The sequence below is a fragment of the Streptomyces sp. NPDC047982 genome (genome assembly GCF_043204165.1).
Classification (GTDB): domain Bacteria; phylum Actinomycetota; class Actinomycetes; order Streptomycetales; family Streptomycetaceae; genus Streptomyces.
Genome location: NZ_JBIDBS010000008.1, coordinates 255387 through 268704, shown reverse-complemented (window position 1 = coordinate 268704; position 13318 = coordinate 255387). Strand labels below are relative to the sequence as shown.

Here is a 13318-nt window from a genome sequence, read left to right as displayed (position 1 = left end):
GAGGAACACAAGGGCACCGCCAACCCGCGACCGGAGGAGTGCAGTGGCAGCCAGCGACCGGGCAACATCGCCCGGAAAGTCCGGCCAAAGCACCGGTGGCGATGCGCTGATGCGCGCCTCGTTGTCCGCCGTCGCGCCCGGAATGGCGCTGCGCGACGGCCTGGAGCGCATCCTCCGCGGCAACACCGGCGGACTGGTCGTGCTCGGCATGGACAAGACCGTCGAGTCGATGTGCACCGGCGGGTTCGTGCTGGACGTGGAGTTCACCGCGACGCGCCTGCGCGAGCTGGCGAAGCTCGACGGGGCGCTCATCCTCGACAAGGACATGACCAAGATCCTGCGGGCCGGCGTGCAGCTGGTCCCGGACGCCTCCATCCCCACGGAGGAGACCGGCACCCGCCACCGCACGGCCGACCGGGTCTCCAAGCAGTGCAACTTCCCGGTCGTCTCGGTCTCGCAGTCGATGCGCCTGATCGCGCTGTACGTGAACGGGGAACGCCGGGTCCTGGAGGAGTCCGCCGCGATCCTCTCCCGGGCCAATCAGGCGCTCGCCACCCTGGAGCGGTACAAGCTCCGCCTCGACGAGGTCGCGGGCACACTGTCGGCGCTGGAGATCGAGGACCTGGTGACGGTCCGGGACGTGGCGGCCGTGGCGCAGCGGCTGGAGATGGTCCGCCTGATCGCGGCCGAGATCGCCGAGTACGTGGTGGAGCTGGGCACCGACGGCCGGCTTCTCTCGCTCCAGCTCGACGAGTTGATCGCGGGCGTCGAGCCGGAGCGCGAGCTGGTCGTGCGCGACTACGTCCCGGAGCCGACCGCGAAGCGGTCCCGTACGGTCGCCGAGGCGCTGACCGAGCTCGACGGGCTCACCCACACCGAACTGCTCGAACTCCCCGTGGTGGCAAGGGCGCTGGGGTACAGCGGCGCGCCGGAGACGCTTGACTCGGCGGTCTCGCCGCGCGGTTTCCGGCTGCTGGCAAAGGTGCCGCGGCTGCCCGGCGCGATCATCGACCGGCTGGTGGAGCACTTCGGCGGGCTTCAGAAGCTGCTCGCCGCCAGTGTGGACGACCTCCAGACGGTCGACGGAGTCGGCGAGGCCCGGGCGCGCAGCGTGCGCGAGGGGCTTTCACGGCTGGCCGAGTCGTCGATCCTCGAACGATACGTCTGAGTTCGGTCCGCCTGAGTACGGTCCCCCAGACCAGTACGCCTGTGGACGTACACCTGGGATGGTCCGCCCAGGGACGGTCCGCTCGCAAGCACGGCCCGGCCGAGAACGATCCCGTCCCGCCCCGGCGCCTCGTGGGGCCGCCTGGCCCCTCGGGTGGGACCGCTTGATCCCTCGGTGTCCCGGTGACCGCCTCAGTCCTTCGCGAGGACGAACGAGGCCCGCTGCACCGGCTCGCCCGGCGCCTTCGCCTCGACCAGGTACGTACCGGGGTGCGCGGAGCGGGCGGGCGAAGTCACGCACCGCGCGTCGCTCTTCTTGCGGTCCCACTCCACGGTGTGGACGACGGTCGCACCCGCCGGGACCCGCAGCAGCACGCTTCCCGGGGCGCGCGGGCAGTCCTTGGACGACCACACCTGGTTGTCGTCGCCACCAGCCTCGGTGATGGTGAGCACCGTGTTCTTCGGCCCGAAGTCGGCCTTGCAGTCGGTGGACGAGGTGTTCCTGGCGACCAGCCGGAACTTCGGCTTCTCATCGGGGGCGTAGCTGATCTCGGTGTTCAGGCTCAACTGGAATGCGCCCGGCGTGCAGGCGGGGAGCGGGGAGTTCGCCGGGACCTGCTGGGCGCTCGCCGCACCGCCGTCGCCCCCGGTCCCGGCGTCCGGGCCGCTACCGCTGTCGCCGGTGCCGCTCGTGCCGTTCTCGGTGCCCGTGCCCGTACCGCCGCCGTCCGATCCGCCGTCCGAGTCGCTGGACTCGTCGCGTCCGCCCGGCTGTTGGGTGATGGCCGAGCCCGACGGGGTGGGTCCCGGCGTGATCGACCGGACAGGAGACGAACCGCCGGACCGCGAGTCGTCCGTGTTCCCCTTGCTGCCGTTGGAAGTGACGGCCCACACGATCAGCAGCACGAGCAGCGCGACAAGCGTCAGCGCCACAGCCCTCCGGCGCCAGTAGATGGAGGAGGGAAGCGGCCCGATCGGATTACGCAAAGATCCCACGCCGCAAACTGTACGAGAGATCCGCGCCGACTCCCGCCCCACCCGCCGCCGGACCACGAAGTTTTACGGATCATCATCTCGGTTCGTCCCCTTCTTCCCCGTCCTAGGGGTCGCCTTCTTCCTCGTCCAGGGATCACCGGGGAAGAGCACCTCGTCCGGTTGACTACCCTCTGTCACATGGATAGTTCAGCCACTGCCCCGCTCTACCGGGACGTCACCGACTTCGCTCATGACATGCCGTCATGGGTGCAACATCTGGCCGAGATATGGACGGAGTTCGGTCTCCTGGTCTTCGGCGTCCTGTTCATCACCGGGTGGTGGCGGGCCCGCCGCGCCGACGAGGGTGCCCTCGCGCTGGCGGTGCTCGCACCCGTCGCGACCGCCTTCGGCTATGTGGTCAGCGAGTCACTGAAGTCGGTGGTGACCGAGGAACGCCCCTGCCGCGCGGTGGCGGGGGCGGCGGCCTCACTGGTGCCGTGTCCGCCGGTGGGCGACTGGTCGTTCCCCAGCAACCATTCCGCGATCGCGGGTGCGGCGGCCGTCGCCCTGGCGATGTGCCGGCCCCTGCTGGCCTGGCTCACCGTGCCCATGGCCCTGCTGATGGCCTTCTCCCGGGTCTTCGTCGGGGTGCACTATCCGCACGACGTGGCGGTGGGGCTGGTCATGGGCGCACTGGTGGCGGCGGCGGTGATGCTCGTGCTGCGCCGCCCGACGCGGTCGCTCGCCCTGACGGTACGGGGCAGCGGAGCACCGGTGGCCGCCCTGCTCTCCGGCCCGGGCACGGGCGCCGTACAGCGCGGCGGCGGCCGGGGGCGGCGGCACGCCAGGCGGCGCTGACGGCACCGGCTGAACCGGTCCCGCCGGGCGGACCCGGGCGGACCCGCGCGGACCGGGATGCGCGGTCGGACCGCGGCACCAGGACGGACCCGGACGGACCCCGGAACACCGGACGGCCCCGAACGGACCGGGGCGCCTGGGCGGTTCCGGGCGCCCGCTGGCCCGGTCCACCCCGCACCCGCGCCCGGGGCGGTCCCGGGTCCGCCCGAGTGACCCCGGCCCGCCCCGCACCCCCTTGGGCCGGTTGCCGGACACCGGGGGGACAAGACGGGTGGCATTATCACCCCAAGGGCCCTCCCGCGGAGCGACACCACCGTGCGCGGGACCATCGTCTGTTCTTCCGTGCCAGGATCGTCCGTGCGATGACTGCCATGACTGCGACACAGACGTCCCCCGCCTCCCTCCACACTCCCGTCATCGGGTGGTTCGAACAGCACGCCCGCGATCTGCCCTGGCGCCGCCCCGAAGCGGGCGCCTGGGGTGTGATGGTGAGCGAGTTCATGCTGCAGCAGACCCCCGTCAACCGGGTCCTCCCCGTCTACGAACAGTGGATGAACCGCTGGCAGCGCCCGGCCGATCTGGCCGCCGAGCCGCCCGGCGAGGCGGTCCGCGCCTGGGGCCGGCTCGGCTACCCGCGCCGGGCCCTGCGCCTGCACGGCGCCGCCCAGGCCATAACGGAACGGCACGGCGGCGACGTACCGCGCGAGCACGCCCAGTTGCTCGCGCTGCCCGGCATCGGTGAGTACACCGCGGCGGCCGTGGCCTCGTTCGCGTACGGCCAGCGTCACGCCGTACTCGACACGAACGTCCGCCGGGTGTTCGCCCGGGCCGCGACCGGCATCCAGTACCCGCCGAACGCCACCACCGCCGCCGAGCGCAAGCTGGCCCGCGCGCTGCTGCCCGAGGAGGACGAGCGGGCCGCACGCTGGGCCGCCGCGACGATGGAGCTCGGCGCCCTCGTCTGCACCGCCAAGAACGAGGACTGCACGCGCTGCCCGATCGCCTCGCAGTGCGCCTGGCGGCTGGCCGGGAAGCCCGCCCACCAGGGGCCGCCGCGACGCGGCCAGACATACGCCGGAACGGACCGGCAGGTACGCGGGCGGCTGCTCGCCGTGCTGCGCGAGGCCGTGACACCGGTTCCGCAGTCGGCGCTGGACGCGGTCTGGGACGAACCGGTGCAACGCGCTCGCGCGCTGGACGGCCTGGTCTCGGACGGCCTGGTCGAACCGCTGGCCGGCGGCCTCTACCGGCTGCCGCTGAGCTGAGCCCCCGCCCCTCCCCGCTCGCCCCCACCCCGTAGGCCCGCTGTTACACAACCGATGGACAGCCGTGCGTCCGCGTATGGCTGCCGCGCACAACCTCGTGACAACCGCTCCGTAACGTCGTCGACGTCGCCCCGACCGATCGATGGGCGACGGCGGTCGAGCAGGGCTCCACGGGGACGGAGGCGGTTGGAATGGCACAGGGCGAGGTACTCGGGTTCGAGGAGTACGTGCGTACGCGGCAGGACGCGCTGCTGCGCAGCGCGCGACGGCTGGTCCCCGACCCGGTGGACGCGCAGGACCTGCTGCAGACCGCCCTGGCCCGTACGTTCGGCCGCTGGGACGGCATCGCCGACAAGTCCCTCGCCGACGCCTACCTGCGCCGCGTCATGATCAACACCCGTACCGAGTGGTGGCGGGCCCGCAAACTGGACGAGGTCCCCACCGAGCAACTGCCCGACGCGAGCGTCGAGGACGGCACCGAGCAGCGGGCCGACCGGGCCCTGCTGATGGACGTGCTGGGCGTCCTGGCTCCCAAGCAGCGCAGCGTCGTCGTGCTGCGACACTGGGAGCAGATGAGTACGGAGGAGACGGCTGCCGCGCTCGGCATGTCGGCCGGTACGGTGAAGAGCACGCTGCACCGTGCGCTGGCACGCCTGCGCGAGGAGCTGGAGAACCGTGAGGCGGCGAGCAGGGAGGCCCTGCTCGCCGAGAAGCGGCCGACGGCCGACCGCGGTCCGGCCTCCAGCGCCGCGGTGCGCACCCGGGTACGGGAGCGGGCGGGCAGGCGTATGGACGAACGGGGGCGGGAGCGGTGCGCGGCCTGACAGCCGGGGACGGCGACGACGACGGCAGAAGCAGCGGTGACGGCGGTGGGGACGAGGCCGGTCGGGCCGCCGTCCGCCGCGTCCGGTCCCTGAGCGGTCGTACGGCGGGGACCCGGCGGACCGGAGGGACCGGCTGGGCGGCGGGCGCCACGACCCTGGCCGGATTCACCGCCCTCGCGCTGCTCGCGACCGGCTGTTCCAGTGGCGGCACCGGCACCCGGGACGAGGGCCCGGCGGGCACCCAGCCGGTCGCCCAGGTCACGCCGAGCCCCGGCGCGTCCACGGCGAAGCCCACGTTCCGGGTGGACCCCGTGCGGCTGGTCAAGACGGACACCAAGGTCAGCGAGCGGGTGAAGGCGGATCTGAAGCCCTGCGCCGGCTCCGAGTACCCGGTGGACACCTCGTACGGAACGCTGACCGGCGGATCCGCCGCCGATGTCGTGGTGAACGTGATGACCTGCGCCGATTCGGTGGGGGTCGGCACATACGTGTACCGCAGGGAGGCCGGCGGCCTCTACCGGAACGTGTTCGCGATGGAGCAGCCCGCCGTGTACGGCACCATCGACCGCGGCGATCTCGTGGTGACGGCCCAGGTGTACGGGAAGAAGGACGCGGTCGCGTACCCCTCGGGCGAGGATGTGATCACCTACCGCTGGTCGGGCGACCGGTTCAACGAGCACGACCGCGTGCACAACGACTTCAACCGTGCCGTCGGCAGCGGAACAGCCGGACTTCCGGAATCCGCCGAGCCGGCGGGGAACTGAGAGCAGTCCGATGGCCGAGACCCACGTCCTGTTCGTCGAGGACGACGACGTCATCCGCGAGGCCACCCAGCTCGCGCTGGAGCGCGACGGCTTCACGGTCACCGCGATGCCCGACGGCCTGTCGGGCCTCGACGCGTTCCGGACCGACCGTCCCGACATCGCCCTGCTCGACGTGATGGTGCCGGGCCTGGACGGGGTCAGTCTCTGCCGCCGCATCCGCGACGAGTCGACGGTCCCCGTGATCATGCTGTCGGCCCGTGCGGACTCGATCGACGTGGTGCTCGGTCTGGAGGCCGGCGCCGACGACTACGTCACCAAGCCCTTCGACGGGGCGGTCCTGGTCGCCCGGATCCGCGCCGTGCTGCGGCGCTTCGGCCACGCCTCGGGCGGGCAGCCGGGCGGCGAACCGGAGTCCCGGCCCGTCGGCGGGGTGCATGTCTTCGGCGACCTGGAGGTCGACACCGAGGGCATGGAGGTCCACCGGAGCGGCGAGCAGGTGGCGCTGACGCCGACCGAGATGCGGCTGCTGCTGGAGTTCTCCGCCGCGCCGGGCACGGTGCTCTCCCGCGACAAGCTCCTGGAGCGCGTCTGGGACTACGGCTGGGGCGGGGACACCCGGGTCGTGGACGTCCATGTGCAGCGACTGCGTACCAAGATCGGCCAGGACCGGATCGAGACGGTCCGCGGGTTCGGCTACAAACTCAGGCCATGAGGCGGCCTGCGCTGCGGACGAGCGTCCGCTGGAAGATCAGCATCGCCATCGCCGCGGTCGGCGCGCTGACCGCGGTGGCGCTCAGCTTCGTCGTCCACAACGCCGCCCGGGTCTCGATGCTGGAGAACGCGCGCGAGGTCCAGCTGACACGGCTGACGTACGCACAGCTGCTGTACGAGGCGAAGAAGCCGCAGAGGGCCGACCCCCGTTTCGGCGCCAAGCTCAACGATCCGACGATGCCGGGCAGTCTGCGCGCGGAGGTCAGGAAGAACCGCCGGGCCACGCACGTCGAGATACTGCGCAACGGGGTACCCGACGTGTGGGCGGCGGTCCCGGTCGGCAACGACGACGTGCTCTCGCTGCACACGCGCTTCACCGGCCGCAGTGCCAGGATCATGGGCGACCTCGACCGGGCGCTGATCATCGGCTCGGTGTCGGTGGTGCTCGGCAGCTGTGCGCTGGGCGTGCTGATCGGCGGGCAGCTGTCGCGCCGGCTGCGCAAGGCCGCCGCCGCGGCGGGCAGGGTCGCCCAGGGCAATACGGACGTACGGGTGCGGGAGGCCGTCGGCGGAGTCGTCCAGGACGAGACCGACGAGCTGGCCCGCGCGGTGGACGCGCTGACCGACGCGCTGAACGAGCGGATCGAGGCGGAGCGCCGGGTCACCGCGGACATCGCGCACGAGCTGCGCACGCCGGTGACCGGCCTGCTGACGGCGGCCGAGCTGCTGCCGCCCGGCCGCCCCACCGAACTGGTACGGGACCGGGCGCAGGCGTTGCGCACCCTGGTCGAGGACGTGCTGGAGGTGGCCCGGCTGGACAGCGCGTCGGAACGCGCCGAGCTCCAGGAGATCGCGCTGGGCGAGTTCGTCAGTCGGCGCGTCGCACTGCTGGACCCGGACGTGCGGGTGCGGGTCGTCCACGAGTCGTGGGTCAGTACCGATCCGCGCCGCCTGGAGCGCATCATCGGCAATCTGCTGGGGAACGCCGCGAAGCACGGCGCCACCCCGGTGGAGGTCACGGTCGAGGGCCGGGTGGTACGGATCCGTGACCACGGACCCGGGTTCCCGGCGGCCCTGCTGCGCGAGGGCCCGAGCCGGTTCCGCACCGGGAGCAGCGACCGGGCCGGACACGGCCACGGCCTCGGCCTGACCATCGCCGCCGGTCAGGCGCGGGTCCTCGGGGCCCGGCTGACCTTCCGCAACGCGGCCCCGGAGGGCGCGGCGAAGGGGACGGGCGGGGCGATTGCCGTCCTGTGGCTGCCCGAGCACGCGCCGACGAACACCGGCAGCTTCCCGGTCCTGCGCCTGTCCGAGCAGCGCGCGGCGGACGGCGACGCGGCGGGGCGGACGCGGTCCGGCGCCTGAGACCGGGCCCGCGGTGACCGGGCCGTGACCGGACCGGACGCGGCGGGCCCCCGAGGTGTGTGCCCCGGGAGCCCGCCGCGCGAGAGGTCCGTGGGACCCGGTTCCGGGCCCGGTGGTGGTCGGGTCAGACCCCGACGCCCTTCGTGTGCAGGAACGAGACCGGGTCGACCGCGGAGCCGTAGTCGGCGGTGTGACGGACCTCGAAGTGCAGGTGCGGACCGCTGGAATTGCCGGTATTGCCGGAGAGCGCGATCCGCTCGCCGGTCGTCACCTTCTGGCCGACGTGCACGTCGATCTGCGACAGGTGCGCGTACTGCGAGTACGTACCGTTGCCGTGCTTGATCACGACGGCGTTGCCGTACGCCGGGCCGTCGCCGCCGCCGTTCGGGCCGGCCTTCACGACGACGCCGCTGTGCGCGGCGCCGACCTTCGTGCCGACCGGAACGGCGAAGTCCTGGCCGGAGTGCTTGTGGGCCCAGCGGCTGCCGTCGTTGCCGAAGCTCGCGCTCAGCACGTAGCGGCTCACCGGCTTCTCCCAGGCGGCCGCCCTCTTCGCCGCCGCCTTGACGGCCGCCACGCGTTCGGCCTCGGCGGCCTTGGCCGCCTTGCCCTGCACGGCCGCCTGCTTGGCGACCGACTGGGCGGCAGTGCCGTCGACCAGGTGGACGACGTTGGGGGAGCCCATCGTGTCGGCCGCGAACGCAGCACCCGCGCCGAGCACCATCGTCGTCCCCAGACCGGCTGCCACCACGGCGCCACGGACACGGGACAGGGACGGGCGGCGGGAGTGCTGGAACAGAACGCGCTTCGACATATGCGGAAATCCTCCGGGGATGACGGGACCCGACGCTTCGGCCGGGCTGGCCGTTCCTTGGTAACCCGCGCCCCCGCCGCTGCTCAAACCCCCTATCTACGAACAAAAGCCGTAGAAGGCGGCCCTCAAAACCCCCGGAACACACCCTGTCCGCCATCGAATCCCACCCCGCCGGGACCACCACCCGGAGCGCGCTCAACCGCAGCCCAAAACCCCTGTAAACGGACTAAACATACTTATCCGCGTTTCTTTCTCTCCGGCTCCGGACAACCCTCCTCACGCGGGGACCCGGACCATCACGGCGATCACGGCCTGCTCGCCTATCGGTCGTAGTAGGCCCGAATCGCGCTGTGCGCCTTCTCACCCCGGCAGGCCCGAAGTCCGTCCGTTTCGGGACCTTCGGCTCACCGCCCGACCGGCACACTGGCGACGCACCGGCGCGTGCCGTCTCTCGTCGAAGGCGCGGAAAAGGGGCTGCCCCGGACCGTTCGGTCCGGGGCAGCCCCTGTGGGTTCGTTCAGACGCCCGATCGCGTCCTCACGGCGTTCTCACGCGTCCCGTCACACGTCCTTCGACAGGTTCGGACCCGTGCCGCCCGCCGCCTGCTCGATCGGCGGGACGTCAGGCAGCGCCGACTTCTCCTCGCCGCGGAAGGTGAACTTCTTCTCCTCGCCCTCGCCCTCGGTGCCGACGACCACGATGTGGCCGGGGCGCAGTTCGCCGAAGAGGATCTTCTCGGAGAGGACGTCCTCGATCTCGCGCTGGATCGTCCGACGCAGCGGCCGGGCGCCCATCACGGGGTCGTAGCCCTTCTTCGCCAGGAGCAACTTGGCCTCCGAGCTCAGCTCGATGCCCATGTCGCGGTCCTTCAGGCGCTCGTCCACCTTGGCGATCATGAGGTCGACGATCTGGACGATGTCTTCCTCGCTGAGCTGGTGGAAGACGACCGTGTCGTCGACACGGTTGAGGAACTCGGGGCGGAAGTGCTGCTTGAGCTCTTCGTTGACCTTGTTCTTCATCCGCTCGTAGCCGGTCTTGACGTCGCCCTGAGCGGCGAAGCCCAGGTTGAAGCCCTTGGAGATGTCCCGGGTCCCGAGGTTGGTCGTCATGATGATGACCGTGTTCTTGAAGTCCACGACCCGACCCTGGGAGTCGGTCAGACGACCGTCCTCCAGAATCTGGAGCAGGGAATTGAAGATATCGGGGTGGGCCTTCTCGACCTCGTCGAAGAGAACGACGGAGAACGGCTTGCGACGCACCTTCTCGGTGAGCTGGCCGCCCTCTTCGTAACCCACGTAACCGGGGGGAGAACCGAAGAGGCGGGAAACCGTGTGCTTCTCGCTGAACTCCGACATGTCGAGAGCAATCAGCGCGTCCTCGTCGCCGAAGAGGAATTCGGCGAGTGTCTTGGAGAGCTCGGTCTTACCGACACCGGACGGGCCGGCGAAGATGAACGAACCACCGGGGCGCTTCGGGTCCTTCAGGCCGGCCCGCGTACGGCGGATCGCCTGCGAAAGGGCCTTGATGGCGTCCTTCTGACCGATGACACGCTTGTGGAGCTCGTCCTCCATGCGCAGCAGACGCGAGGACTCCTCCTCCGTCAGCTTGAAGACGGGAATGCCGGTCGCGGTGGCCAGGACCTCGGCGATCAGCTCGCCGTCGACCTCGGCCACGACGTCCATGTCGCCGGCCTTCCATTCCTTCTCGCGCTTGCTCTTCGCGGCGAGGAGCTGCTTCTCCTTGTCGCGCAGGGACGCGGCCTTCTCGAAGTCCTGCGAGTCGATCGCGGACTCCTTGTCGCGGCGGACGCCCGCGATCTTCTCGTCGAACTCGCGGAGGTCCGGCGGCGCGGTCATCCGGCGGATGCGCATCCGGGACCCGGCCTCGTCGATCAGGTCGATCGCCTTGTCCGGCAGGAAGCGGTCCGAGATGTACCGGTCGGCCAGCGTCGCGGCCTGGACCAGCGCCTCGTCCGTGATGGAGACGCGGTGGTGGGCCTCGTAGCGGTCGCGCAGACCCTTGAGGATCTCGATCGCGTGCGGCAACGACGGCTCGGCGACCTGGATGGGCTGGAAGCGGCGCTCCAGCGCGGCGTCCTTCTCCAGGTGCTTGCGGTACTCGTCGAGCGTCGTGGCCCCGATGGTCTGCAGCTCGCCGCGGGCCAGCATCGGCTTGAGGATGCTGGCGGCGTCGATCGCGCCCTCGGCGGCACCCGCGCCCACCAGGGTGTGGAGCTCGTCGATGAACAGGATGATGTCGCCGCGGGTACGGATCTCCTTGAGGACCTTCTTCAGGCGCTCCTCGAAGTCACCGCGGTAGCGGGAGCCGGCGACCAGGGCGCCGAGGTCCAGGGTGTAGAGGTGCTTGTCCTTGAGGGTCTCGGGCACCTCGCCCTTGACGATGGCCTGCGCCAGGCCCTCGACGACCGCCGTCTTGCCGACGCCGGGCTCGCCGATGAGCACGGGGTTGTTCTTGGTACGGCGGGACAGCACCTGCATGACCCGCTCGATCTCCTTCTCGCGCCCGATGACCGGGTCGAGCTTGGACTCGCGGGCGGCCTGGGTGAGATTCCGGCCGAACTGGTCGAGCACCAGGGACGTGGAAGGGGTTCCTTCCGCGGGTCCGCCCGCGGTGGCCGCCTCCTTGCTGCCGGAGTAGCCGGAGAGCAGCTGGATGACCTGCTGCCGCACCCGGTTCAGGTCGGCTCCGAGCTTCACGAGGACCTGGGCGGCGACGCCCTCGCCCTCGCGGATCAGGCCGAGCAGGATGTGCTCGGTGCCGATGTAGTTGTGGCCGAGCTGGAGGGCCTCGCGGAGCGACAGCTCCAGGACCTTCTTGGCCCGGGGCGTGAAGGGGATGTGCCCGGACGGGGCCTGCTGGCCCTGGCCGATGATCTCCTCCACCTGCTGGCGGACCGCCTCGAGCGAGATCCCGAGGCTCTCCAGGGCCTTAGCGGCGACACCCTCACCCTCGTGGATCAGGCCCAGGAGGATGTGCTCGGTGCCGATGTAGTTGTGGTTGAGCATCCGGGCTTCTTCCTGAGCCAGGACGACAACCCGCCGCGCGCGGTCGGTGAACCTCTCGAACATCGTTAATCGCTCCTCAGAGCGGTCAGGCAGTAAGGGGTCGGTCCCCTCCCTGTCCTTCCGCAGCTTAGTCCCGCAAGCGGGGACCGCTCATTCCAACTGCCGACACCGGTCGGATCACCCCGCTCCCGCGAGGACGGAGTTGCCGCCTCCCCGTCGCCCGAACGCCGACATCTGCTCCAACCCGATGGTGCGAGACGATGTTCCCGCAGGCCAGACAGATACGCCTTTCGCCACTACGCCGTTGGCGAACGGGAGATGTCCGGGCCCGCGTGTCGCCCCTCCCCACTAGGGATGTCATACCCGCAATTACAGACGGTCCATGCGACGCGCGGCGGTTCCCTCCGCTATGGGCGAACATTTTTGCGCCGCCTGACCCGTACTCACACCCCGTCCCGCACACATGCCGCATCCGGTCGCGGACAATGCGTAACGCCGGAGGGAGGCCGGGCGTTCCACCGGCATGGCCGACACCTCCCCGCCTCCCCCGCCCTCGCCCGACGGCGGGCGGGAAGGGCACGACGAGGGCGCGCGCTGGGCGCGGTGGTACGAGCGCGAGCTCGGCCGGGCGACCGAGGGCGTCGCACCGGTGCGGCTGCCGACCGGACTGCTGATCGATGTTCTCGAAGTGCCCGCAGCCGTGGGCCGCGCGGTGCTGCGGCGGGTGGGTCGCACCGACGGGCCGGTGGCCTCGACCGGCTCCCGGACGAGCCTGCTGGTGGCCGCAGGAAGCGCCGAGGAACTGCCCGGGTTGCTCGACTGGCTGGAGTGGGGCGGGGTCACCCTCTCGCTGACCGCCGTCGGCAGGGGCGGCCGGATCGACGCTCCGGCACCGCCCGGTGGGGCGGCGGGCCGGTCAGGGGCCGCGGTGTGGTTGCGGCCCCCGGGCTGCCGCGCGAGGGAGGGCCGGGGCCTTTGGACCTCACCGGGCTCGGGAGCAGGGGTGGGGATGCTCCCGATCTCGTGCGGCTCGTGGACGCGTTGGCCACCGAGAGCCACCGGGCCAGGTTGATGCGTGCCCGAGCGGGGCGGTCGACCGACGGGTCGACCGCTCAGCTGTTGGCCTTCTCGTAAGCCTCACGGATCTCGGCGGGGACACGGCCGCGGTCGTTCACGTTGTGACCGTTCTCGCGCGCCCACTTGCGGATCTCCGCGGTGTCCTTGTTACCGCCGGCCACGGCGCGACCCCTGCCACGACCGGACGTCGCGCGACCACCCGTGCGCCGGCCGCTCTTGGTGTACGGCTCGAGAAGGCTGCGGAGCTTGTCCGCGTTGCTCGTGGTGAGGTCGATCTCGTACGTCTTGCCGTCGAGAGCGAACGTGACCGTCTCGTCCGCCTCGCCGCCGTCGAGGTCATCGACAAGAAGGACCTGAACCTTCTGTGCCACCGGATTTCCTTTCATCGAAAATGCAGTACGCGGAAAGGAAACCGCTTTTCTTCGGAAAACACAAACCCTCGGCAGAGGTTCAGGATCGCGAGAAGCCGGGA

At 71.0% G+C, this 13318-nt stretch carries 11 protein-coding genes and 1 pseudogene; 8 read left to right on the top strand and 4 right to left on the bottom strand.

All coding sequences use genetic code 11. The features are described from left to right. Nucleotides 1-43: 43 nt before the first annotated feature. Complete coding sequence (gene disA / locus ACGF2V_RS13220; RefSeq protein WP_362629318.1) at nucleotides 44-1168, top strand: DNA integrity scanning diadenylate cyclase DisA; 1125 nt, start codon at nucleotides 44-46, stop codon at nucleotides 1166-1168. 191 nt (nucleotides 1169-1359) lie between these two features. Here the strand turns inward: disA and ACGF2V_RS13215 are convergent, their stop codons facing one another. Next, on the bottom strand, nucleotides 1360-2163 hold the full coding sequence (locus ACGF2V_RS13215) for a hypothetical protein (RefSeq protein ID WP_362629320.1): 804 nt from the start codon (nucleotides 2161-2163) through the stop codon (nucleotides 1360-1362). 177 nt (nucleotides 2164-2340) lie between these two features. Here ACGF2V_RS13215 and ACGF2V_RS13210 point away from each other — a divergent pair, with 177 nt between their 5' ends. The 6 genes from ACGF2V_RS13210 to cseC all read left to right on the top strand — a co-directional run bounded on the left by ACGF2V_RS13210 (nucleotide 2341) and on the right by cseC (nucleotide 7929). Continuing rightward, nucleotides 2341-3000, top strand: a complete 660-nt coding sequence (locus tag ACGF2V_RS13210; protein ID WP_362629323.1) for a phosphatase PAP2 family protein — start codon at nucleotides 2341-2343, stop codon at nucleotides 2998-3000. Between the two features lie 362 nt (nucleotides 3001-3362). Continuing rightward, nucleotides 3363-4265 carry an A/G-specific adenine glycosylase gene (locus tag ACGF2V_RS13205; protein WP_362629326.1) on the top strand — a complete coding sequence of 301 codons (903 nt, stop codon included), beginning with the start codon at nucleotides 3363-3365 and terminating at the stop codon, nucleotides 4263-4265. 191 nt (nucleotides 4266-4456) lie between these two features. After that, nucleotides 4457-5089, top strand: a complete 633-nt coding sequence (locus tag ACGF2V_RS13200) for a SigE family RNA polymerase sigma factor (protein ID WP_362629329.1) — start codon at nucleotides 4457-4459, stop codon at nucleotides 5087-5089. Beyond that, on the top strand, nucleotides 5077-5853 hold the full coding sequence (locus tag ACGF2V_RS13195) for a hypothetical protein (RefSeq protein WP_362629332.1): 777 nt from the start codon (nucleotides 5077-5079) through the stop codon (nucleotides 5851-5853). Before ACGF2V_RS13200 ends, ACGF2V_RS13195 begins: the two co-directional genes overlap by 13 nt. A gap of 10 nt (nucleotides 5854-5863) precedes the next feature. Continuing rightward, nucleotides 5864-6565 (top strand): two-component system response regulator CseB, encoded by a 702-nt coding sequence (gene cseB / locus ACGF2V_RS13190; RefSeq protein WP_362629335.1) that lies wholly within the window; start codon nucleotides 5864-5866, stop codon nucleotides 6563-6565. Next, on the top strand, nucleotides 6454-7929 hold the full coding sequence (cseC, locus tag ACGF2V_RS13185; RefSeq protein ID WP_389043661.1) for a two-component system sensor histidine kinase CseC: 1476 nt from the start codon (nucleotides 6454-6456) through the stop codon (nucleotides 7927-7929). The genes cseB and cseC overlap by 112 nt, the downstream gene beginning before the upstream one ends. Nucleotides 7930-8053: 124 nt before the next feature. Here the strand turns inward: cseC and ACGF2V_RS13180 are convergent, their stop codons facing one another. Together ACGF2V_RS13180 and ACGF2V_RS13175 are read right to left on the bottom strand one after the other, a co-directional pair. After that, nucleotides 8054-8743: a M23 family metallopeptidase gene (locus ACGF2V_RS13180; protein ID WP_362629341.1), complete on the bottom strand. Its 690-nt coding sequence runs from the start codon at nucleotides 8741-8743 to the stop codon at nucleotides 8054-8056. 560 nt (nucleotides 8744-9303) lie between these two features. Then, complete coding sequence (locus ACGF2V_RS13175; protein ID WP_362630406.1) at nucleotides 9304-11832, bottom strand: ATP-dependent Clp protease ATP-binding subunit; 2529 nt, start codon at nucleotides 11830-11832, stop codon at nucleotides 9304-9306. 460 nt (nucleotides 11833-12292) lie between these two features. On the opposite strand from ACGF2V_RS13175, the pseudogene ACGF2V_RS13170 reads away from it, so the two are divergent. Beyond that, nucleotides 12293-12903 (top strand): annotated as a pseudogene (locus tag ACGF2V_RS13170) (SCO3374 family protein). Here the strand turns inward: ACGF2V_RS13170 and ACGF2V_RS13165 are convergent. Then, the gene (locus tag ACGF2V_RS13165; RefSeq protein WP_362630409.1) at nucleotides 12882-13217 is read right to left on the bottom strand and encodes an Lsr2 family protein; all 336 of its coding nucleotides are present in this window, start codon (nucleotides 13215-13217) and stop codon (nucleotides 12882-12884) included. The pseudogene ACGF2V_RS13170 and the gene ACGF2V_RS13165 overlap by 22 nt on opposite strands. Nucleotides 13218-13318 lie beyond the last annotated feature (101 nt).

What these genes read in the sequence shown, in the direction of transcription:
- ACGF2V_RS13210 (WP_362629323.1), top strand. Translation starts at nt 2,341, where the DNA reads ATGGATAGTTCAGCCACTGCCCCGCTCTACCGGGACGTCACCGACTTC.
- ACGF2V_RS13205 (WP_362629326.1), top strand. Translation starts at nt 3,363, where the DNA reads ATGACTGCCATGACTGCGACACAGACGTCCCCCGCCTCCCTCCACACT.
- ACGF2V_RS13200 (WP_362629329.1), top strand. Translation starts at nt 4,457, where the DNA reads ATGGCACAGGGCGAGGTACTCGGGTTCGAGGAGTACGTGCGTACGCGG.
- cseB (WP_362629335.1), top strand. Translation starts at nt 5,864, where the DNA reads ATGGCCGAGACCCACGTCCTGTTCGTCGAGGACGACGACGTCATCCGC.
- ACGF2V_RS13180 (WP_362629341.1), bottom strand. Translation starts at nt 8,743, where the DNA reads ATGTCGAAGCGCGTTCTGTTCCAGCACTCCCGCCGCCCGTCCCTGTCC.
- ACGF2V_RS13175 (WP_362630406.1), bottom strand. Translation starts at nt 11,832, where the DNA reads ATGTTCGAGAGGTTCACCGACCGCGCGCGGCGGGTTGTCGTCCTGGCT.